The 22063-nt window shown below is 51.8% G+C and carries 10 protein-coding genes and 4 rRNA genes; all 14 read left to right on the top strand.

Annotation, left to right across the window (positions count from 1 at the left end; all coding sequences use genetic code 11):
- The 14 genes from QMO62_RS29420 (at position 1) to QMO62_RS29355 (ending at position 21883) form a co-directional block, all read left to right on the top strand.
- Complete coding sequence (locus QMO62_RS29420; protein ID WP_284646041.1) at positions 1 to 2487, top strand: glycoside hydrolase family 31 protein; 2487 nt, start codon at positions 1 to 3, stop codon at positions 2485 to 2487.
- A 27-nt stretch (positions 2488 to 2514) separates the two neighbouring features.
- On the top strand, positions 2515 to 4173 hold the full coding sequence (locus QMO62_RS29415; RefSeq protein ID WP_284646039.1) for a glycerol-3-phosphate dehydrogenase/oxidase: 1659 nt from the start codon (positions 2515 to 2517) through the stop codon (positions 4171 to 4173).
- 189 nt (positions 4174 to 4362) lie between these two features.
- Positions 4363 to 5673, top strand: coding sequence for an ABC transporter substrate-binding protein (locus tag QMO62_RS29410; RefSeq protein ID WP_284646038.1), 1311 nt, complete (start codon positions 4363 to 4365; stop codon positions 5671 to 5673).
- Positions 5674 to 5875: 202 nt separating this feature from the next.
- On the top strand, positions 5876 to 6742 hold the full coding sequence (locus QMO62_RS29405) for a helix-turn-helix transcriptional regulator (protein ID WP_284646037.1): 867 nt from the start codon (positions 5876 to 5878) through the stop codon (positions 6740 to 6742).
- 38 nt (positions 6743 to 6780) lie between these two features.
- A complete protein-coding gene (locus tag QMO62_RS29400; protein ID WP_284646036.1) occupies positions 6781 to 9333 on the top strand; it encodes a hypothetical protein in 2553 nt (850 codons plus the stop codon).
- Positions 9330 to 10418, top strand: coding sequence for a beta-galactosidase BglB (gene bglB, locus QMO62_RS29395; RefSeq protein ID WP_284646035.1), 1089 nt, complete (start codon positions 9330 to 9332; stop codon positions 10416 to 10418). Before QMO62_RS29400 ends, bglB begins: the two co-directional genes overlap by 4 nt.
- A gap of 118 nt (positions 10419 to 10536) precedes the next feature.
- Entirely contained in the window at positions 10537 to 11319 is a 783-nt protein-coding gene (locus tag QMO62_RS29390) for an amino acid ABC transporter substrate-binding protein (protein ID WP_504928724.1), read from the top strand.
- The gene (locus QMO62_RS29385) at positions 11320 to 11979 is read left to right on the top strand and encodes an amino acid ABC transporter permease (RefSeq protein ID WP_284646033.1); all 660 of its coding nucleotides are present in this window, start codon (positions 11320 to 11322) and stop codon (positions 11977 to 11979) included.
- A 14-nt stretch (positions 11980 to 11993) separates the two neighbouring features.
- The gene (locus QMO62_RS29380; RefSeq protein ID WP_284646032.1) at positions 11994 to 12737 is read left to right on the top strand and encodes an amino acid ABC transporter ATP-binding protein; all 744 of its coding nucleotides are present in this window, start codon (positions 11994 to 11996) and stop codon (positions 12735 to 12737) included.
- A 127-nt stretch (positions 12738 to 12864) separates the two neighbouring features.
- On the top strand, positions 12865 to 14319 hold the full coding sequence (locus QMO62_RS29375; protein ID WP_284646031.1) for a carboxylesterase/lipase family protein: 1455 nt from the start codon (positions 12865 to 12867) through the stop codon (positions 14317 to 14319).
- A gap of 439 nt (positions 14320 to 14758) precedes the next feature.
- A 16S ribosomal RNA gene (locus QMO62_RS29370) occupies positions 14759 to 16306 on the top strand.
- Between the two features lie 591 nt (positions 16307 to 16897).
- Positions 16898 to 19807 (top strand): 23S ribosomal RNA (locus tag QMO62_RS29365).
- A 96-nt stretch (positions 19808 to 19903) separates the two neighbouring features.
- Positions 19904 to 20020, top strand: a 5S ribosomal RNA gene (gene rrf / locus QMO62_RS29360).
- A gap of 328 nt (positions 20021 to 20348) precedes the next feature.
- Positions 20349 to 21883 (top strand): 16S ribosomal RNA (locus QMO62_RS29355).
- The 16S, 23S and 5S rRNA genes sit together here, the layout of an rRNA operon.
- The last annotated feature ends 180 nt before the right edge of the window (positions 21884 to 22063 follow it).

The raw sequence follows: 22063 nt of genomic DNA, 5'->3' as shown, positions 1-22063 counted from the left end.
ATGAGAGTAAGCAATAAGCTATTGCAGATCACCGGAGCGAATGAATATGTAGACCTGGTCACTGATGCAGCAAAGTACCGGATCTATTTAATGAATGATAACATTGTCCGGATTCGTTGCACCTTTGACGATCAATTTGCCGAAGAAGCCTCTTATGCGCTGACGATGACAGCATGGGACGACAAGCTGGATGCGATGGTGGAGGACCGTAAGAGAGTAGAGGCCCTGCCGGCTCAATATGAGGATTTGGGAACGCACCTGCTGCTTACCACGAATCAGCTCCGTGTCATAATTCACCGGGAGCCGTTTGCCATCGAAATTACGGATGCGGAAGGACGCGTACTCCATGAGGATCTGAAAGAGCGCTCCTATGTGAAAGATAAACAGGGACGCCTGTACCACTATTCGTGTATGAAGGATGAAGATCATTACTACGGCTTTGGTGAGAAAAGCGGGTATTTGAACAAAAAGAAGAAAAGGCTGCGGATGCACAACGTGGATACGATCGGTTACGATTCCGAGCATACGGATCCGCTGTATAAGCATATTCCCTTCTATATTAAATTCAATGGATCGACGCAAGCGGCAACGGGACTGTTCTATCATAACAGCTATGAATCCACATTTGATATGGGCTGTGAACGAAGCGGCTACTGGAATAAATACAGTTATTTTTGCGCGGACGGCGGGGAACTCGACATCTTCTTTATGTACGGTCCGGAGGTGAAGGATGTTGTCCGGCATTATACGGACCTGACAGGCAAGACGATCATGCCGACCCAATATTCTTTAGGTTATATGGGCTCAACGATGTACTATACCGAGCTCGAACAGAATTCGGATCAAGCGATACTGGGCTTTCTGGACAAATGTAAGTCGGAAGGCATTCCCTGCGACGGCTTCTTCATGTCTTCGGGCTATACAACAGGCAAAGATGGGAAAAGGTATGTGTTTAACTGGAATTATGACCGATTCCCCGATCCGCAAAGCTTCATCGAGCAGATGCATAGCAAGGGAGCTGCGCTTGCACCCAATATCAAGCCGGGCATGCTGCTGACCCACCCGCACTATAAGGAGTTCGACGAGGCAGGTGCTTATATTAAAGACGAGCAAGGGGACAAGTCCCAAACCGACCGTTACTGGGGCGGGCAGGCTTCCTTCGTGGATTTCACGAATCCGAAGGGCAGAGAGCTGTGGAAGAAGCATCTGAAGGAATCGTTTATCAACCTGGGTGTTACTTCGATTTGGAATGATAATAATGAATATGAAATCAACAATCTGGATGCGCTCTGCGAGTTTGAGGGCGACAAAAAGGAAATCAGCGCATTGCGGCCGATCCTGCCTAACCTGATGGCCCAAATGGCCAAGGAAGCGATCGCTGAGGCTAACCCGAATACGAGACCGTATATCGTCAACCGGGCGGGCTTTGCCGGTATCCAGCGCTTTGCTCAAACCTGGGCGGGAGATAACAATACGAGCTGGCACAGTCTGAAGTTTAATATTCCTGTGATATTGGGAATGGGGCTGTCCGGCGTAGCGAATCAGGGCTGCGATATCGGCGGCTTCTTCGGACCGGCGCCGGAGCCGGAGCTATTCGTCCGTTGGGTGCAGAACGGGATTTTCCAGCCGAGATTCTCCATTCATTCCTGCAACACCGATAATACCGTAACCGAGCCGTGGATGTATCCTTCCTATACGTCGTACATTCGGGAAGCAATCCAGCTTCGTTACCGTCTTGTTCCTTATTTTTATTCCTTGCTGCATGAAGCTTCTGAGCTAGGCTCTCCAGTGATGAGGCCGATGGTGTATGAATTCCAGCAAGACCCTGTTACTTGGGAGGAAAGCTTCGATTTCATGCTCGGACGTTCGATCCTGGTGGCCAATGTACTGGAAAAGGGCTCGGAAACGAGGAAGGTCTACTTGCCTCAAGGAAGCGATTGGATTCACTGGGATACGAGAGAGCGCTATACCGGCGGTCAGACCGTAGAACTGGGGGTAACGCTGGGTTCGATTCCGATGTTTATCCGGAGCGGAGCGATTATTCCGATGTCGCCGCATTTGCAGAACATTCATAAGGAAAAGACGGAAGAGCTGCATTTGCTCGTAGAGCCGTCGCAGAATTCAAGCTTTGTGCTGTACGAAGACGACGGGGTAACGAATCAGTATAAGAACGGGGATTATTTGAAAACGACGATCGATATCGAAACCAAGCGGGAAACGAGGATTTCCTTCAAGAAAGAAGGGGCTTATTCCAGCAGTGTGAAGCGTATGGTGATCGACATGATCGCGAGAACAGTAGCTCCGGTTCGCGTGACGCTGCAGGGCCGCAAGCTGCCGATGTTCCTGGATCCTGCCGAGTGGGAAGCGAAGAATGAGGGCTGGTATTATGATCTGGAGCTTAAAGCGGCGAAAATCAAGTACGACAACGTTGAGGGCGATTATGAGCTGGTCGTAAATTTCGATGTCAAGGACCTGATTTCCATATAACTATCGTTTTGTACGGAGGAATGCAAGATGGGCTTTTCAAGCAGCCAAAGAACGGAAATATTACAAGGCATACACAATCAAAAGTTTGATTTGCTTGTGATAGGCGGCGGTATTACTGGAGCGGGGATTGCACTGGATGCAACGACCCGGGGGATGAGCACGGTGCTTGTGGAAATGCAGGATTTCGCGGCAGGCACCTCCAGCCGATCGACCAAGCTGGTCCATGGCGGGCTTCGGTATTTGAAGCAGTTGGAAGTGAAGATGGTTGCCGAGGTCGGCAAGGAGCGCGCGGTTGTGTACGAGAACGGTCCGCATGTCACCACGCCGGAGTGGATGCTTCTCCCGTTCCATGAGGGGGGAACATTCGGGAAATTCAGTACCTCTCTGGGATTAAGGCTGTACGATTTTCTCGCCGGGGTCAAGCGCAGTGAATGGAGGACCATGCTGGATGTACAAGAGACGATCCGCCGGGCTCCTCTCGTGAAACGTGAAGGACTGAAGGGCAGCGGGGTGTATGTGGAATACAGAACCGATGATGCGCGACTCACGATTGAGGTCATGAAAGAGGCTGTTTCCCAAGGAGCCAAGGCCGTCAATTACGCTAAAGTGGAGCGGTTTATTTATGATAACGACGGCAAAGTCGTCGGAGTACAGGTGACCGATACGGTTCAAGGCGGACAGTATGATATCTATGCGCATAAAATTGTGAATGCGACGGGACCATGGGTGGATTCGCTTCGTGAAAAGGACCAATCAAAAACGAAGAAGCATCTGCAGCTCACCAAGGGGGTTCATTTGGTCATCGACCAGTCCCGGTTCCCGCTGCAGCAGGCCGTTTATTTCGACACGCCGGACGGGCGGATGGTTTTTGCTATTCCACGGAACGGTAAAGCGTACGTCGGCACCACCGATACCGTCTACAAGGGAGATCCCGCTCATCCGCGGATGACCGCGGAGGACCGGAAGTATATCATCGATGCCATCAACTACATGTTCCCTACGCTGAATATCGTCCCCGAGGACGTGGAATCCAGCTGGGCCGGGCTTCGGCCGCTGATCTTCGAGGAAGGCAAAAGTGCGTCGGAAATTTCCCGCAAGGATGAGATCTGGGAATCTCCGTCCGGATTAATTACCATAGCCGGGGGCAAGCTAACCGGTTACCGCAAAATGGCGGAAATGGTTGTCGACCGTTTGATCGAATTGTTCCAGAAGCAAGGCATCCATCGCTTTACTCCGTGCATAACAAAAAACATGCCGATCTCGGGTGGTAACGTCGGCGGACCGGAGCAATTCCCTTCCTTTATCGAACGCAAAGCGGAAGAAGGCGTAAAGCGGGGCTTCAGCAGGGAACAAGCGGTGAAGCTTGTCCGTAAATACGGCTCCAATATCGACCGCATTTACGAGCTGGCAGCTAAGCATCAACAGGATGCATCCTCGCAGGGGCTTCCTGACGACGTGCTGGCCATGCTCGCCTATGCCTTGGAGGAAGAGATGGCGGTAAGACCGATCGACTTCTTTAACCGCCGTACGGGTGCGCTGCTGTTCGATATTGCATGGGTTCATCAATATAAGGCTCCTGTTATTGCTTTTATGGCACAGTATTTCCAATGGAGCGAAGATCAAACACAGCAGTATAGGGAAGAGCTGGAGAGATACATTCACGAGGCGGTTGTCCCTGCTTCCTAAATCATAGCAAGCTTGTCGTAATGAGCCTCTTGGACTTAGTTCCGAGAGGCCTTTTTTTGACCTGCCGATGGCGAGGGAATCAAGCAAGATATGATAAATTGTGAGCAATAATCGATATAACGGGCTGATGTATCTGTGGTAAGATTTTAATGTAACCGCTATCAATTATAGGTATGGGGGAATGGTAAAATGATGAAAAGCGCGAAGTCGGCGATGCTGCTTTCTCTTGCAGCGGTGCTTACATTCGGTACAGTTGCATGTTCAAACGGGGGCAGCACGCAATCCGGCGGTAAAGATGCAGGTACTGCCGGGTCCGCCGCCAAAAAAGAAGTAACCCTCGATTATCTTTGGTTTACCGACGGAATAGAAGGCGAAGTAATGAAAGCGATTACCGCCGACTATCAGAAGCAAAATCCTCACGTGAAGATCAATCTGATCGAAGTCCCTTTTAAAGACTTGGGAACAAAGCTGAAGACGATGATATCGGGGGGAAAACCGCCTGCACTTGCACGTATGACCGATACAGGACAGTTCGCCAATCAAGCGTTGGATTTAACGCCGTATGTCGGCAGCGCGGATAGCTTTACTTCTCAGTTTATCGATTCCATCAAGCCTTATTATGTCGTAGACAACAAAATTATTGCCGCTCCCATGGACGTTACGGCTAATGGGATCATCTACAATAAAACGCTTTTCGACAAAGCGGGAGTCAAGGTGCCTACTTCCAAGGACAACATCTGGTCATGGGATGAGTTTGCCGCCTCCCTGAAGCAAGTGATGGATAAGGGCGGAGCCAAATCCGGTCTGGTGTGGGATTTCACGCCGCACAGATGGTCTACCATGCTGTATCAATTTGGCGGCAGCATGATCAGCGCGGATGGGAAAAAGGCCGCCATCAACAGTCCGGAAGGCGTACAGGCCTTGGAGTATTTCGTGAAGCTTCATAAAGACGGCATCATTCCCCAATCCGTATGGTTAGGCTCCGAGAACCCGAACAACCTGTTCCGCTCCGGAACGGTAGCCGTGCATTGGGCGGGCAACTGGATGCTGAGCAACTACAAGGACATCAACACCTTCGAGTGGGGCGTCACGTACATGCCGAAGCAAAAAATACGCTCCTCCGTGCCTGGCGGTAAATATGTCATGGCCTTCAAAGGTACAGGCGTAGAAAAAGAAACGGCGGAGTTTATCAAATATTTATCCTCGAAAGAAGTCAATGCAAGGTACAACAAGGATTCGCTCTTCATCAGCCCGCGTAAGGACAGTGCCAAGCTGGACTATGCCTTCGGCAAAGAAATGTTCGAGGTGTTTGCGGACGAATTGGCCAATACGACCCCGCTTGCGGCTAACGATTGGTCCAGACAAGACATCGTTCCGAAGTTTTCTACCGACCTGAGGAACAACATTGTTGAGGCGATTTCGGGCAAGGTAACGGCGAAGGACGCGCTCGACAAAACGGCGAAATTAATTGATAAGGCCATCGGGGAGCAAGCAAAATAGGCTTGTTACAATACGGGAAAGGAAAAGGGCTACCTAACGGTAGCTCCTTCTCATTCCATGGGTAAAGAACAGCAACATATGTTGGGTAGAAGACAATTTCCGTGTTATTACCGTTCGGCAGGTGTGGTACGCTTTTAATAAAGCGTTTCCTTCATATAAGTCCAGATTCATCCAATCAATGTACTAGGGAGGGTAGCGGCACATGGCGTATCAAGCCCATTTTCCCACGAATAAGGCATTGAAGCGGGAACGTATCTATATTCGCCATCAAGTATCCGAATGGCAGGACAGCTGGCCGCTTCATACGCATGACGGCTATGAAATTTATTTTTTTCTTCATGGCAATGCCCATCTGATTATCGGCAATGAAATTTATATGCTGCAGCCTGGCGATATGTTTCTGTTTAGCGGCGATGTGCTTCATAGGCCGAACCCTGCGAAAGATACGCCGTATATCCGGAGCTATATTAATTTTACGGCGGACTACGTTCAGGAAATGGCCGGTGCGGATATGGCGGAAAAGCTTCTGGGCCTGTTTCTTCAACCGAACGGCTTGCTGATCCGATGGGATGAGCACGGCGTGAACGAAATGGACAGCCATTATGCAAGCCTGTTTCACGAAAGGGAGAAGGAGGCGATCGGGAATGAATTTATGATCCAAAGCCTATTGGTACAGCTCCTTCTTAAAATTTACCGCAAATCGAAAGAAATGTACGCACTGCTGACGGCTCCGCCGCAATCGCAGAAAGAAACGAATGTGCGCCGCATTTTAGTGTATTTGAATCAGCATTACAAAAACGCAATCTCACTTGAGGCTCTTTCTAAGGAGATGCATTTAAACAAATATTACATGTGTCATTCCTTCAAGGAGATCACCGGGCTTTCCATTAATAACTATATCACGAGGAAGCGGATCGACGAAGCCAAGAAATTGCTGCGGTTATCGGATGAACCGGTGGGATTTATGTCCGAGCAATTGGGCTTCAGCAATCCCGTACATTTCAGTCGTATGTTTAAGCAATACGCGGGCGTCGCTCCGCAGACCTACCGAAAGATGCATCAGACATAAATCGATGAAGAAGGCGCCACATCAGACATGAAGGGAACATGATGAAAATGAAGATGACAACAGGCAGCAGCTATAAAGCGTATTCCCCACTTAAGCTTCAGAATCAGGTCATTAACCGGTGGCTCGTTAGCGGCATACTCACCCAAACCGTCCGATTCGAGCCGATGACGATGGAAGGGGATATCAACGATTGGCTGATCAAAGGCTTTTCCATTCATGAAAACCCTTGCCGTAAGGAATTCGTAGAGGCGAGACGGGCCTCCAAGCCGGAGCTTCCGTTATCCGGTCCTCCTTCTCTTGGGGACGTCGTGGCACTTCGGGGTTCGGAAACGAAATGGGATATGTATTTCCCATGGGGGAACTCACGGGTGGAGGAGTCCGGGTTTTATTATGTGCCGACGCACATGCTGAGATATGCTTACACGGTCATTGTTAGTCCGGTGGCTCATAAAGCGATGTTCACCGTGAAAACGTGCGGTGGAGTGGCACTGTGGGTGAATGGTCGTCCGGTATGTGACTTCACGCCTTTCACAAGAAACATCGAGCAGAAAACGCAGGTGGAGATCGAGCTTCAAGCGGGGGAAAACGAGTTCTTTATCTGTCATGAGGATTTGGCGGAGCGCGATACCCTTTATCATTATACGCTCGAATATACGGGCGCTGAGTTATTGGAAATCCGACTGCCGCTTACGGAATCGGAAGAGGTTGAAGCGTTATCGGGCGTCGAGGCTGCATTGGAGCTGGCGTATTTTCCACAGGACAGCGTGCAGGATGACGAGATCCGTATTGTGTTTGAGCAGCCGTTCAGCAGCGAGATCACATTTGGTGTGAGCTACAGCAGTTTTTTTAGCGGCAGGTACAGCATGGAGCGGAAGCTCCAAGCCGGACAGCAGGAGCTGCTCCTGGGGCATACATCCGATTACAGCATAGATTATAAATATTTTGAGCTCAGTACCCGCATCGGGAATATAAACGTACGTAAGCTGTTCGGCATCGAGCTGCACAACAGCCGGTTTCAGCCGCAAGACAGCTTAGCTTTGACCGTGGAGCAGCGGAAGCAAGTCGCGCTGGAATGCGTAGCTGCGCTCGGTATCCCGAATATTCATACGGCTATTGCGAAGCTAAAAACCGGAGGGGCCCCCGAGCAGTCCCGGGAGATGATTCTGAACGGACTGACCGGTATTCAGGAAAGACGTGATTGCGCCGATTTTTATTTGATCGCCTTATTCCGCTTTTGGCGGGATTACCGGGATAGTGGGCTGTTCGACGAAGATTTCTGGGGGCAGGTCAAGCAAACGATTCTTGGCTTCCGGTATTGGATCGACGAACCGGGTGACGATGTGATGTGGTTCTTCAGCGAGAATCATGCGCTGCTGTTCCATAGCTGCCAGCTCCTTGCAGGCCAGCTGTTCCCTGATGACAAGTTTACCAACAGCGGAGAAACCGGGGCGCAGAGACAAGCAAAGGCGGAGCAGCAGCTGATAGGTTGGTTCGAGCGTTTCATGGAGGAAGGCTTGGCGGAATGGAATTCCAGCGCTTATATCCCTATTGATTTCCTGGGTCTGATCCAGCTGCATGACTTGGCGGAGCTGCCGGTTCTGAGGGAGCAGGCCAAGAAGGCGATGGATCTTCTGTACGTTTATATGACGGCAGAGGCCCATCAAGGATATTTGACCTCGACGTTCGGCCGAAGCTACGAGAAAGAGCTGATCGGTAACCACGCAGCAGGGACGACCTCTCTGATTTGGGTCGGATACGGCGTGGGCAATGTGAACAGTACGTCCTTTAACGTGTCGTTCTATTTATCAGACTATACTCCGCCGCAGGACCTGGGTGAGCTGACGAAGCTGGGTGCGGAGGAGGAGCTGGAGTTTGAGCTGGAGCAAGGCAAAGACGGATATGCGAAGCTGATCCATTACCGGACGAATTCCTTTGTCATGTCAAGCATCTCCGATTTCCGTGCCGGCTTAAAGGGATATCAGGAGCATGTGCTTCATCTTGCCTTTTCTCCCGTGGCTCAAGTCTGGGTTAATCATCCGGGGGAAATTTATGCCCACGGCTCGGGTCGGCCATGCTTCTGGGCAGGGAACGGCTGCTTGCCGAAAGTGGCGCAGCATAAAGGACTGGGATTGTTACTGTTCGATATTGCTCCTGATCATGATGCCGATTATACGCATGCTTACTTCCCGACGTATGCGTTTACCCGTTTCGAATCCCGGGGATCGTGGTTTTTCGGTGAAAGGGAAGGGGCGTATGCCGCCATCTATGCCGCGGGCGGACTGGAGCTTACAGCGACCGGCATTAACCGCGGGCGCGAGCTTACATCGAAAGGTCGACGCAACGTATGGCTTGTGATCGCTTCCGATGATCGGGAATTCCGTTCCTTCGAGCAGTTCATCGAAAGCGTGGTAAGCATGCCGTGTGAAATATCGACAGAGACATTACAGGTCCGGCTGGAGGATCCAAGATACGGAGATGTGCGCTTTGGCTGGCAGGAACCGCTCACAGTAAACGGAGAGACGGTGCAAATCCGCAACTGTGCGGGAGAAGGCCGATTGACGCGAAAGGTAAGGGAGGCTGCTGTTCAATGAGCAAAGAGACGGTTCTGAGTGCAATCAAGCGTGTGTCCCATGCGATGAAGTCCATGAAAAACGAAGGCATGGACGAGATTTATCCGATTGGACTCATCGATATTCATCTATGGGAATGGCCGCAAGGCGTAGGTCTATATGGAAATTATCAATATTACGAGGAAACCAAAGATGCGGAGACTCTGCAATTTTTGCTGGATTGGTTTGACGCCCGCATTCGTGAAGGCTTGCCTGAGAAAAATATCAATACCTGCTCACCGTTGTTGACACTCATATCCCTATGTGAGCTGACGGGCAATGAGGAGTATATTCGGGTATGTGACGAGTGGAGCCGTTGGATTATGGATAGCAAGGACGGTTTGATCCGGACCGGCGACCAGGCCTTCCAGCACATGATTACCGGTGATCCGAATGACGGTCAAATTCTGATCGACACGTTATTCATGACCGTTCTCTTCTTGACGAAGGCGGGCGTTTATTTTCAGCGTCCGGACTATGTCGAGGAGGCGAAAAAGCAGTTTTTGATTCATATCAAATATTTGTATGACCGCCATTCCGGGCTGTTCTTTCACGGCTGGGATTTTAACGGAAGACATAACTACGGAGCTGTGCGCTGGGGGCGCGGCAACGGCTGGTATACGTGCGGCATCGTAGATTTCTTGGACATGATCGATTTGGAGGAAGGCATCAAGCAATATTTGCTGGACACGATGCGCAGCCAGGTGCAAGCACTCGCAGCTCTTCAAACGGATAACGGCATGTGGCATACGGTCCTGGACGATCCCTCCTCCTATGAAGAGACATCTTGTACGGCGGCTTTCGGTTACGGCATTATGAAAGCAGTGCGTAAAGGGTATCTGGAGCAAAGTTATTTGCCTGTCGGACAGAAGGCGCTTAAGGCCGTGCTTGACCGCATCGACGAGAACGGAGTAGTACAAGAAGTTTCCTACGGTACACCTGTGGGCAATGACGCGCAATTTTATAAGGAGATCCCGATTTCACCGATGACGTATGGTCAAGCCCTTACGCTTTTGATTCTGATGGAGGGCCTGCGAGAGAGTCATCCTGCATCTATCCGTTCATAAAATGTCCAATGTTCAATTATAGACACCTTTTGCCGATCTGTGCTATCATGTAGATCTTGTTACTATGGTAACGTACTAAAGCAAACGACACAGTGCAAAGGTGGTTCAACAACAGATGATGAAACAAAAGGTGGCAATCGGTCTTATTTTGATCTTTTTCCTTGCCTTGGTGACCGCATGCTCCGCGACAACCGGCGGTACCAACGGAGACGGCAAGAAGCTTGTGATCGGAATCGATGACAAGTTCGCGCCTATGGGTTTCCGTGACGAGAAGAATGAGATTGTTGGCTTCGATATCGATTATGCAAAGGCTGCAGTGGAGAAGATGGGCATGCAGGCTCAATTCCAGCCGATTGATTGGAAAACAAAGGAAACGGAATTGAATTCGGGCCGGATCGATCTGATCTGGAACGGCTATACGATCACGGATGAGCGTAAAGGTAAGGTGCTGTTTACCAAGCCTTATTTAAAAAATGCCCAAGTGGTCGTTACTTTGGCTAAATCGAATTTGGCGAAGATGGATGAGTTGTCCGGCAAAACGGTGGGTCTTCAATCCCTGTCCTCCGCGGCGGATGCCCTGAATGCCAGCCCGGTGAAGTCCAAGCTGAAGTCGGTGACGGAGTATGCGGATAATGTTCTGGCCTTGAACGATTTGAAAATCGGCCGGGTGGATGCCGTAGTTATAGATGAAATCGTCATTAAGTACTACATGTCCAAAGAGAAAGGCACCTTCAAGCTGCTCAGCGAATCGCTGGCTCCCGAGGAGTACGGCATCGGCGTGAAAAAGGGCAACGAAGCGCTGCTTCAAAAGCTGCAGAAGGCGCTAGATGAACTGAATCAGGACGGAACGGCAGCCAACATTTCGCAAAAATGGTTCGGCGAAGATAAGGTGCTGAAGTAAATGTCAGCCGAGCAACTTCGCAACATGCTGCTGCCGATGCTGGAGGGCGCTCAGATGACAGTATTGCTGTTTCTGATCGCCATCGCCTTGTCCATTCCTCTTGGCTTCCTGCTGACTCTGGCAGCCAAGAGCAGCCAAAGGCCGATCGCCTGGCTGGCACAAGGCTACATTCACGTGATGCGCGGTACGCCGCTCTTGCTGCAGCTTTTGTTTATCTGCTTCGGGCTTCCGCTTCTGCCTGTGATCGGCAAGTACCTCGTGCTGGAGCGCTTCACGGCAGCCTGCCTCGGCTTTATTCTTAATTATGCCGCTTATTTTGCAGAGATTTTCCGCGGCGGCTTGCTGGCGATTGATAAGGGCCAGTACGAGGCGGCTCAAGTGCTCGGCCTCAGCAGATCGCAGACCCTGCGGCGCATTATTGTGCCTCAAATGTTCCGTGTGGCGCTGCCGGCTGTAGCGAACGAATCCATTACGCTGGTGAAGGATACGGCGCTGTTGTATGCGGTAGCTGTACCGGAGCTGCTGCATTACGCGCAAACTGTGGTGAATCGAGACTTTACGATCGTGCCCTTCTTCGTTGCCGGTATCATTTATCTGATCATGACTCTGGCGCTTACCGGCTTGTTCAAGTGGCTGGAGATCAGGTTCAAATTTGACTAAAAGGAATGTCGTGAGTGGCTATTATCGAGGTATCGAACGTATCCAAATCATACGGCACGCTAGAGGTGCTGAAGCAGATCACGTTTGAAGTGAATAAGAACGACGTTGTTGCGGTCATCGGTCCTTCAGGTTCCGGTAAAAGCACGATGCTGCGCAGCTTGATTCATTTGGAGGAAGTCAACGGCGGAAGCATCCGTATAGCGGGAGCAGGCCTTGTTAACGACGGAGTCTATGCCAAGCCAAAGGAGATCAAGCAGATGACGGCTCGGATGGGGATGGTGTTTCAGCATTTTCATTTGTTCCCGCACCTGACCGTCCGGGAGAATCTGGAGCTGGCACCGAAGCTGGTGAAGGGCGAATCGTCGGAAGCTGTCAGACTTAAAAGCTTGGAGCTGCTGGAGAAGGTGGGCCTTTCCAATCGGGCGGACGCTTCCCCTGCGAAGCTTTCGGGCGGTCAGAAGCAGCGGGTGGCGATTGCCCGTGCGCTAATGATGAATCCGGATATTTTGCTGTTCGACGAACCGACCTCGGCTCTGGACCCCGAGCTTACTGGCGAGGTGCTCCAGGTCATGAAGCGGCTGGCCGAGGAGCACATGACGATGCTTGTGGTTACGCATGAGATGGGATTTGCCCGGGAGGTGGCGAACCGTGTTATGTTCATGGACAATGGCCGTATCGTCGAAACGGGTACGCCGGAGCAGGTGTTCGGGCAGCCGCAGCACGAACGAACCCGCGCTTTTTTACAACGCAGCTATTGATAGTGGGAGCCTCAGGTAATCTGGGGCTCTTTATCGTTCCATTGAAACGTCGGTTGCAGGGTATTACACATCCAAAAATAGGTAACCCTAAGAGAGATCAAGGTTCGCCTAGAGAGGATGCTCGCAGATGAATGAAACCTTAGTGGAAACGCGGTACGGCAGACTTCAAGGAACCGTCGAAAACAGTGTGAGAATATGGAGAGGGATTCCTTACGCCAAGCCTCCCTTGGGGGACATGCGCTTTCGCCCTCCAGCAGCTGCGGAGGCTTGGGAAGGAATAAAGCAAGCGACGACTTTCGGTCCCATCTGTCCGCAGCCGGGCGGTGGTGCGATTCTAGGGATGATCGACATTCCCCGGGAGCAGTCAGAGGATTGCTTGTACCTCAATATATGGGCGCCTGCTGTTCCAAAGCCGGGAGGCTCCCCGGTGCTCGTGTGGATTCACGGAGGGGCCTTTGTGACGGGACACGGCAGTGTACCCATCTATGACGGCTCCCAGTTCGCGCGAAGCGGAGATGTCATGGTAGTAACCTTCAATTATCGGCTCGGTCCGTTTGGCTTTCTCCATCTGGCTCCAGTCGACCGAAGCCTGGGGTCAAACCTTGGCCTACAGGACCAGGTTGCTGCACTGCAGTGGGTGCGCGATAATATAGCCGCCTTCGGAGGGGATCCGGATCGGGTAACCGTGTTTGGGGAGTCCGCCGGAAGCATGAGTATCGCTGCTCTGCTGACACTGCCTGCGGCGAAGGGACTGTTTCAGCAAGCCATCATGGAAAGCGGTGCCTCGCAAGTGATGTCTGATGGACAGGCCACCGAAGTAACACGCCGATTCCTTCAGGAGCTTGGTGCCGAACAGGATGCCGTCAACCGACTGCTAGGCGCTTCGACGAGTGAGATCATGGAAGCCGCCGGCAAGCTGCGGGAGGGGCTCGGCTCCATTCTTACATTCCAGCCGGTTGTGGAGGAGGCTACCTTGCCACAGGAGCCCATTCGTGCGATCGAAGCCGGGGCAGCCGCCGGAATACCGGTGCTGATCGGCACCAACCGCGACGAGGGAGTCCTGTTCGTTCGCCCGGATGCCCCGATCAGCGAGGAAGCGGTCAGTCAGGCGCTTCAGGCCATGGTAGGGCCGCAGGCAGCCAAGCTGCTTTTGCAGCACTACCCGGCTACCGCGGAGGCTCAGGCACAGATGATAACAGACTTGGTTTTCTGGCGTTCCTCTGTCCAGCTTGCCACCGCTCAGGCGCAGTATGCACCCGTATGGATGTATCGATTCGATTGGACTCTTCCGTCACATCCCTTGCTGGGCAAAGCGATTCATGCCGCCGAGATTGCATTCGTCTTCAACAATATTTTTATGTTTTCCTATATGAATCTTCCTGTTGATTCCGAAACATTCCGTTTGGCGCAGCTGATGCAGGATGCGTGGGTATCCTTTGCAGTACATGGTACACCGGAGAGAGCCGAGCTTTCTTGGCCGCGATATGAGCCGGAACGCCGAGCTACTATGGTTTTCGACCGAAGCTGCAGGGTGCTGGACGATCCGGATACCGTTAAGCGCGAGGTTTTATCATCGATCTGAGGTCAGGGACCCCTGTTCTGGAGGGACGGGCCAGGGGTCCTGAAAATGGAAAACCAACACTCTTGCACGCGGTAATAAAAACATGCTATATTACTTTTCCCGTTGTTGCGTTGTTGCGATACCGAGGGAGTCGCAAGATGGAAGAGGAAAGCTCTTAGATGGAAAAATTTGATCCTTGCACCAGTTTAACAAACCATGATATATTACTCTTCCACTGTTGCGATTGCGACATGGCTGCAAGTAATAGTAAGAGATTACCACTTGCAATTAAGTGATTAACATGATAAAGTGTTTTCTTGTCTGCTTCTTAAGCAGGCGGGTAATACTAACGACATTGTCCTTTGAAAACTGAACAACGAGTGATTGTGCAGAATCTCATTTGAGATTCAAAAGTCAGTAACGAATTGAGCAATCAGCTCATCTATATAAAGTTTACCCTTTATTGGAGAGTTTGATCCTGGCTCAGGACGAACGCTGGCGGCGTGCCTAATACATGCAAGTCGAGCGAGGGTCTTCGGACCCTAGCGGCGGACGGGTGAGTAACACGTAGGCAACCTGCCTGTAAGACTGGGATAACTACCGGAAACGGTAGCTAAGACCGGATAGATGGCTTCTCCGCATGGAGGAGCTTGGAAACACGGTTCCGAATTTATTCGAGGGCTGTGGCTTACAGATGGGCCTGCGGCGCATTAGCTAGTTGGTGAGGTAACGGCTCACCAAGGCGACGATGCGTAGCCGACCTGAGAGGGTGATCGGCCACACTGGGACTGAGACACGGCCCAGACTCCTACGGGAGGCAGCAGTAGGGAATCTTCCGCAATGGACGAAAGTCTGACGGAGCAACGCCGCGTGAGTGATGAAGGTTTTCGGATCGTAAAGCTCTGTTGCCAGGGAAGAACGTTCCGGGGAGTAACTGCCCTGGAAATGACGGTACCTGAGAAGAAAGCCCCGGCTAACTACGTGCCAGCAGCCGCGGTAATACGTAGGGGGCAAGCGTTGTCCGGAATTATTGGGCGTAAAGCGCGCGCAGGCGGTCTTTTAAGTTTGGTGTTTAAGCCCAGGGCTCAACCCTGGTTCGCACTGAAAACTGGGAGACTTGAGTGCAGGAGAGGAAAGTGGAATTCCACGTGTAGCGGTGAAATGCGTAGAGATGTGGAGGAACACCAGTGGCGAAGGCGACTTTCTGGACTGTAACTGACGCTGAGGCGCGAAAGCGTGGGGAGCAAACAGGATTAGATACCCTGGTAGTCCACGCCGTAAACGATGAGTGCTAGGTGTTAGGGGTTTCGATACCCTTGGTGCCGAAGTAAACACAGTAAGCACTCCGCCTGGGGAGTACGCTCGCAAGAGTGAAACTCAAAGGAATTGACGGGGACCCGCACAAGCAGTGGAGTATGTGGTTTAATTCGAAGCAACGCGAAGAACCTTACCAGGTCTTGACATCCCTCTGAATACGGTAGAGATATCGTAGGCCTTCGGGACAGAGGAGACAGGTGGTGCATGGTTGTCGTCAGCTCGTGTCGTGAGATGTTGGGTTAAGTCCCGCAACGAGCGCAACCCTTGATTTCAGTTGCCAGCATTAAGTTGGGCACTCTGGAGTGACTGCCGGTGACAAACCGGAGGAAGGTGGGGATGACGTCAAATCATCATGCCCCTTATGACCTGGGCTACACACGTACTACAATGGCCGGTACAACGGGCAGCGAAGGAGCGATCCGGAGCGAATCCTTAGAAACCGGTCTCAGTTCGGATTGCAGGCTGCAACTCGCCTGCATGAAGTCGGAATTGCTAGTAATCGCGGATCAGCATGCCGCGGTGAATACGTTCCCGGGTCTTGTACACACCGCCCGTCACACCACGAGAGTTTACAACACCCGAAGTCGGTGGGGTAACCGCAAGGAGCCAGCCGCCGAAGGTGGGGTAGATGATTGGGGTGAAGTCGTAACAAGGTAGCCGTATCGGAAGGTGCGGCTGGATCACCTCCTTTCTATGGAGTCCATGATGGCTGCAGGCCATCGGACATAAAAAAGCACATTTACTCGTTGTTCAGTTTTGAAAGGTGCAATGCCTTTCTATACATAGGATGTTTTGCTTCGCTGAAGGAATAACGGACTTTCAGGACGTTATTCTAATGAAATAACAGCGAGAAGCTGGAATAACGGTTTATCAGACCGCTATTTCGGCGAAAACAAGGCAAAACCGCTCCACAATCGCGTTACAGCAGAAAATAACGGTTCGAAAGTCCGTTATCTGCCTCTGACCGATTCTAAAACCGCAAATAACGTTCTCAAAGTCCGTTATTGTGCAAGCACACTCTGGTAAATCTTGATGCTTGCATCGAAGATTGCGGGCGTGCTAAGATAACCTTCCTGCCGCGGTAATGCGAGCAGCGAAGAACAATCCTTGTTCCTTGAAAACTGGATATCGAAACAAAGCAAAATGTCGAAACATCTATACGATGGTTTATCGAGCGAATGCGAGATGAACAATCTTTTAGCTGCTATTGAGAATGTCTTGAGTTTGGAGTGACTTTGTGCGTAGCACAACGGAACGGAGAACCAAGATCATTCGAACGATTGGTTAAGCTAATAAGAGCACACGGAGGATGCCTAGGCACCAGGAGCCGAAGAAGGACGTGGCGAACGACGAAATGCCTCGGGGAGCCGTAAGCAGGCTTTGATCCGGGGATGTCCGAATGGGGGAACCCGCGTGAGGTAATACTCACATACCATGTAGTGAATACATAGCTACATAGGAGGCAGACGAGGGGAACTGAAACATCTAAGTACCCTCAGGAAAAGAAAACAAAAGTGATTCCGTCAGTAGCGGCGAGCGAAAGCGGAACAGCCCAAACCAAGGGGCTTGCCCCTTGGGGTTGTAGGACGTCAATGTGAGTGCAGGTTGGTAGGCGAACAGGTCTGGAAAGGCCGGCCAAAGTGGGTAACAGCCCCGTAACCGAAAGCAACCGAGACTCTAGACGGATCCTGAGTACGGCGGGACACGTGAAACCCCGTCGGAATCCGGCAGGACCATCTGCCAAGGCTAAATACTCCCTGGTGACCGATAGTGAAGCAGTACCGTGAGGGAAAGGTGAAAAGAACCGCGGGAGCGGAGTGAAAAAGAACCTGAAACCGTGTGCTTACAAGAAGTCAGAGCTCGTTAATGAGTGATGGCGTGCCTTTTGTAGAATGAACCGGCGAGTTACGTTTACGCGCAAGGTTAAGGTGAGAAGCCGGAGCCGCAGCGAAAGCGAGTCTGAATAGGGCGACTAAGTACGTAGACGTAGACCCGAACCGTTGTGATCTACCCCTGTCCAGGGTGAAGGTGCGGTAACACGCACTGGAGGCCCGAACCCACGAATGTTGAAAATTCGGGGATGAGGTGGGGGTAGCGGAGAAATTCCAATCGAACTCGGAGATAGCTGGTTCTCCCCGAAATAGCTTTAGGGCTAGCCTCGGGTGATGAGTCGCGGAGGTAAAGCACTGATTGGGTGCGGGGCCCGCCAAGGGTTACCAAGTCCAGTCAAACTCTGAATGCCGCAGACTTTAACCCGGGAGTCAGACAGTGAGTGCTAAGATCCATTGTCAAGAGGGAAACAGCCCAGATCATCAGCTAAGGTCCCCAAGTGTGTGTTAAGTGGGAAAGGATGTGGAGTTGCAAAGACAACCAGGATGTTGGCTTAGAAGCAGCCACCATTGAAAGAGTGCGTAATAGCTCACTGGTCGAGTGACTCTGCGCCGAAAATGTAACGGGGCTAAACACACCACCGAAGCTATGAGTCCAATTATGGGCAGTAGGGGAGCGTTGTAACAGCAGTGAAGGTTGATCGTGAGGACAGCTGGAGCGGTTACAAGTGAGAATGCCGGTATGAGTAACGAAAAGACAAGTGAGAATCTTGTCCGCCGTAAGCCTAAGGGTTCCTGAGGAAGGTTCGTCCGCTCAGGGTAAGTCGGGACCTAAGGCGAGGCCGAAAGGCGTAGTCGAAGGACAACAGGTTGAAATTCCTGTACCACCGTGAACCGTTATGAGCAATGGGGTGACGCAGAAGGATAGTGACGCGGACTGATGGATGTCCGTCCAAGCAGCGAGGCTGATGTGTAGGCAAATCCGCACATCGTAAGGCTGGGCTGTAATGGGGAGCGAAATTTTAGTAGCGAAGGTCATGAGTTCAAGCTGCCAAGAAAAGCCTCTAGCCAGGGAGAAGGTGCCCGTACCGCAAACCGACACAGGTAGGCGAGCAGAGCATGCTAAGGCGCTCGGAAGAACTCTCGTTAAGGAACTCGGCAAAATGACCCCGTAACTTCGGGAGAAGGGGTGCCTCGGTAGGGTGAATAGCCCGAGGGGGCCGCAGTGAAAAGGCCCAAGCGACTGTTTAGCAAAAACACAGGTCTGTGCGAAGCCGCAAGGCGAAGTATACGGGCTGACGCCTGCCCGGTGCTGGAAGGTTAAGGGGAGCGGTTAGGAGCAATCCGAAGCTGTGAACCGAAGCCCCAGTAAACGGCGGCCGTAACTATAACGGTCCTAAGGTAGCGAAATTCCTTGTCAGGTAAATTCTGACCCGCACGAATGGCGTAACGACTTGGGCGCTGTCTCGACGAGAGATCCGGTGAAATTTTAATACCTGTGAAGATGCAGGTTACCCGCGACAAGACGGAAAGACCCCATGGAGCTTTACTGCAGCTTGATATTGGACTTTGGTACGATCTGTACAGGATAGGTGGGAGCCTAAGAAGCCGGAGCGCCAGCTTCGGTGGAGGCGCCGTTGGGATACCACCCTGATCGTATCGGAGTTCTAACCTGGCACCATTAACTGGTGTGGGGACAGTGTCAGGTAGGCAGTTTGACTGGGGCGGTCGCCTCCTAAAGAGTAACGGAGGCGCCCCAAGGTTCCCTCAGAATGGTTGGAAATCATTCGAAGAGTGCAAAGGCATAAGGGAGCTTGACTGCGAGACAAACAGGTCGAGCAGGGACGAAAGTCGGGCTTAGTGATCCGGTGGTACCGAATGGAAGGGCCATCGCTCAACGGATAAAAGCTACCCTGGGGATAACAGGCTTATCTCCCCCAAGAGTCCACATCGACGGGGAGGTTTGGCACCTCGATGTCGGCTCATCGCATCCTGGGGCTGAAGTAGGTCCCAAGGGTTGGGCTGTTCGCCCATTAAAGCGGTACGCGAGCTGGGTTCAGAACGTCGTGAGACAGTTCGGTCCCTATCTGTCGCGGGCGCAGGAAATTTGAGAGGAGCTGTCCTTAGTACGAGAGGACCGGGATGGACGTACCGCTGGTGTACCAGTTGTCTCGCCAGAGGCACGGCTGGATAGCCAAGTACGGAAGGGATAAGCGCTGAAAGCATCTAAGCGTGAAGCCCCCCTCAAGATGAGATTTCCCAATTCGTAAGACCCCTTGTAGACGACGAGGTAGATAGGTTCGGGGTGGAAGCGCGGCAACGTGTGGAGCTGACGAATACTAATCGGTCGAGGGCTTATCCTATAAAGCATATGACATTTGCTGAAGTTTCGAATCCAGTTTTCAAGGCGCAAGTCGCTTTGAACAACAACCTAGATGTTTCTTGGCAGAAGCATCACGTTTGGTGATGATGGCGGAAGGGAACCACGCGTACCCATACCGAACACGACCGTTAAGCCTTCCAGCGTCGATGGTACTTGGACCGAAGGGTCCTGGGAGAGTAGAACGTCGCCAAGCAAAGAGTCCTTTGGGACACCGGAGGACTCTTTATTATGCCTTATCCGAATGACTCCGGATGGAAGAATTCGGACTTGCAAAGAGAATGACAACATGATATATTATGACTCCGCCGCTTGAGAGAGCGCAGCGGAACGCAACAAACATCGTGGATCTGACCTCGCAGGAATACCTCTTGGATGGAAAAACAAAAAGTTGCAAAACATAATGAAATGTGCTACATTCCTTAAGCAGTGAAATTGCCCTTTGAAAACTGAACAACGAGAGAGTGAAATACAACGGATCGAAAGATTCGTGCTAGCTTTGAATGAGCAAGTCGAACTTTACTTTATTGGAGAGTTTGATCCTGGCTCAGGACGAACGCTGGCGGCGTGCCTAATACATGCAAGTCGAGCGAGGGTCTTCGGACCCTAGCGGCGGACGGGTGAGTAACACGTAGGCAACCTGCCTGTAAGACTGGGATAACTACCGGAAACGGTAGCTAAGACCGGATAGATGGCTTCTTCGCATGAAGGAGCTTGGAAACACGGCGCAAGCTGTGGCTTACAGATGGGCCTGCGGCGCATTAGCTAGTTGGTGAGGTAACGGCTCACCAAGGCGACGATGCGTAGCCGACCTGAGAGGGTGATCGGCCACACTGGGACTGAGACACGGCCCAGACTCCTACGGGAGGCAGCAGTAGGGAATCTTCCGCAATGGACGAAAGTCTGACGGAGCAACGCCGCGTGAGTGATGAAGGTTTTCGGATCGTAAAGCTCTGTTGCCAGGGAAGAATGTCTTGGGGAGTAACTGCCCTGAGAATGACGGTACCTGAGAAGAAAGCCCCGGCTAACTACGTGCCAGCAGCCGCGGTAATACGTAGGGGGCAAGCGTTGTCCGGAATTATTGGGCGTAAAGCGCGCGCAGGCGGTTTCTTAAGTTTGGTGTTTAAGCCCAGGGCTCAACCCTGGTTCGCACTGAAAACTGGGAGACTTGAGTGCAGGAGAGGAAAGTGGAATTCCACGTGTAGCGGTGAAATGCGTAGAGATGTGGAGGAACACCAGTGGCGAAGGCGACTTTCTGGACTGTAACTGACGCTGAGGCGCGAAAGCGTGGGGAGCAAACAGGATTAGATACCCTGGTAGTCCACGCCGTAAACGATGAGTGCTAGGTGTTAGGGGTTTCGATACCCTTGGTGCCGAAGTAAACACAGTAAGCACTCCGCCTGGGGAGTACGCTCGCAAGAGTGAAACTCAAAGGAATTGACGGGGACCCGCACAAGCAGTGGAGTATGTGGTTTAATTCGAAGCAACGCGAAGAACCTTACCAGGTCTTGACATCCCTCTGAATACGGTAGAGATATCGTAGGCCTTCGGGACAGAGGAGACAGGTGGTGCATGGTTGTCGTCAGCTCGTGTCGTGAGATGTTGGGTTAAGTCCCGCAACGAGCGCAACCCTTGAACTTAGTTGCCAGCATTGAGTTGGGCACTCTAGGTTGACTGCCGGTGACAAACCGGAGGAAGGTGGGGATGACGTCAAATCATCATGCCCCTTATGACCTGGGCTACACACGTACTACAATGGCCGGTACAACGGGCAGCGAAGGAGCGATCCGGAGCGAATCCTTAGAAGCCGGTCTCAGTTCGGATTGCAGGCTGCAACTCGCCTGCATGAAGTCGGAATTGCTAGTAATCGCGGATCAGCATGCCGCGGTGAATACGTTCCCGGGTCTTGTACACACCGCCCGTCACACCACGAGAGTTTACAACACCCGAAGTCGGTGGGGTAACCGCAAGGGGCCAGCCGCCGAAGGTGGGGTAGATGATTGGGGTGAAGTCGTAACAAGGTAGCCGTATCGGAAGGTGCGGCTGGATCACCTCCTTTCTATGGAGTCCATGATGGCTGTAGGCCATCGGACATAAGCTGACAACTGACATCGTTCCGCGATGTAACAGTTGCAGCGAACTCACTCTCCTCGTTGTTCAGTTTTGAAAGGTGCAATAACCTTTCAGGACTCTTGTTCCTTGAAAACTGGATATCGAAACAAAGCAAAATGTCGAAACA

This window comes from Paenibacillus silviterrae, from assembly GCF_030167925.1.
Classification (GTDB): domain Bacteria; phylum Bacillota; class Bacilli; order Paenibacillales; family NBRC-103111; genus Paenibacillus_G; species Paenibacillus_G silviterrae.
Note: the sequence above shows the minus strand (reverse complement) of the source record. Positions and strands in the feature narration are given on the sequence as shown.

Excerpts from the sequence above, each read along its gene's own strand:
- QMO62_RS29385 (WP_284646033.1), top strand. The coding sequence starts at position 11,320 with ATGTCAGCCGAGCAACTTCGCAACATGCTGCTGCCGATGCTGGAGGGC.
- QMO62_RS29410 (WP_284646038.1), top strand. The coding sequence starts at position 4,363 with ATGATGAAAAGCGCGAAGTCGGCGATGCTGCTTTCTCTTGCAGCGGTG.
- QMO62_RS29420 (WP_284646041.1), top strand. The coding sequence starts at position 1 with ATGAGAGTAAGCAATAAGCTATTGCAGATCACCGGAGCGAATGAATAT.
- QMO62_RS29400 (WP_284646036.1), top strand. The coding sequence starts at position 6,781 with ATGATGAAAATGAAGATGACAACAGGCAGCAGCTATAAAGCGTATTCC.
- QMO62_RS29390 (WP_504928724.1), top strand. The coding sequence starts at position 10,537 with ATGAAACAAAAGGTGGCAATCGGTCTTATTTTGATCTTTTTCCTTGCC.
- bglB (WP_284646035.1), top strand. The coding sequence starts at position 9,330 with ATGAGCAAAGAGACGGTTCTGAGTGCAATCAAGCGTGTGTCCCATGCG.
- QMO62_RS29375 (WP_284646031.1), top strand. The coding sequence starts at position 12,865 with ATGAATGAAACCTTAGTGGAAACGCGGTACGGCAGACTTCAAGGAACC.
- QMO62_RS29405 (WP_284646037.1), top strand. The coding sequence starts at position 5,876 with ATGGCGTATCAAGCCCATTTTCCCACGAATAAGGCATTGAAGCGGGAA.
- QMO62_RS29415 (WP_284646039.1), top strand. The coding sequence starts at position 2,515 with ATGGGCTTTTCAAGCAGCCAAAGAACGGAAATATTACAAGGCATACAC.